The sequence below is a fragment of the Capnocytophaga sp. oral taxon 338 str. F0234 genome (assembly GCF_000192225.1).
Classification (GTDB): domain Bacteria; phylum Bacteroidota; class Bacteroidia; order Flavobacteriales; family Flavobacteriaceae; genus Capnocytophaga.
Map to the genome: position 1 here is coordinate 1 of NZ_GL872433.1, position 766 is coordinate 766.

Here is a 766-nt window from a genome sequence, read left to right on the forward strand (position 1 = left end):
AAATCTTTAGGTTTTTTAAAGTTTAATACTTTTCTTGGTCTATCATTAATCTTATATTGATATGTCTTTATATCTTGATCTGTAACATCTTTAAAATCAGTTTCTTTAGGTATATATTGCCTTACAAGACCATTGGTATGCTCACTAAGTCCACGCTCACAAGAACAATAAGGATGAGCAAAGAAAAATTGTAAATCTAATTTCTTTTCAACTCTCTTAAAATCAGAGAACTCTGTTCCATTATCACAGGTTATAGTCTTAACACAGTTCTTATAAGGTAGCATCATATCTATAAGCTCATTAGCCAATGGTTTTGCTTTCTTTCCATCTTCTAATTTCTTCATAAACAACATTTTAGTTGATATTTCAACCATAGTCAATATAGCTCCCTTATTGCCAGCTCCCACAATTAGATCTATTTCCCAATGTCCAAACTCTGTTTTTTCCTTTACTATCTCAGGACGTTCATCTATAGATCTTTTATCTGCTATTTTCTCTTTAGAACTATATAATTTCCTATTTCTATGCTTAAGTTGATGGCGAGTATGAATATATAAATCTCCTCCGTTTTTTAGGTCTTCGTGGATAAATTCATAGATTCTTGTTTTGCCTACCATTGGTATCTCTTTATCCTTGCAATAACCTGTAATCTGTTCAGGTGACCATTGATTTTCAGTGATAAATTTAATAACAAGAGTTTTCATCTGATCGGTAAATTTTCGCTTATTAGTAAAACGTTTTTTACGTTCATCAGCAGTTTCTTGAG

1 protein-coding gene is annotated in these 766 nt (G+C 31.2%); it reads right to left on the reverse strand.

Translation table 11 applies throughout. The features are described from left to right. The coding region (locus tag HMPREF9071_RS12070; protein ID WP_009401615.1) for an IS30 family transposase at nt 1-766 on the reverse strand (766 nt) is incomplete at both ends.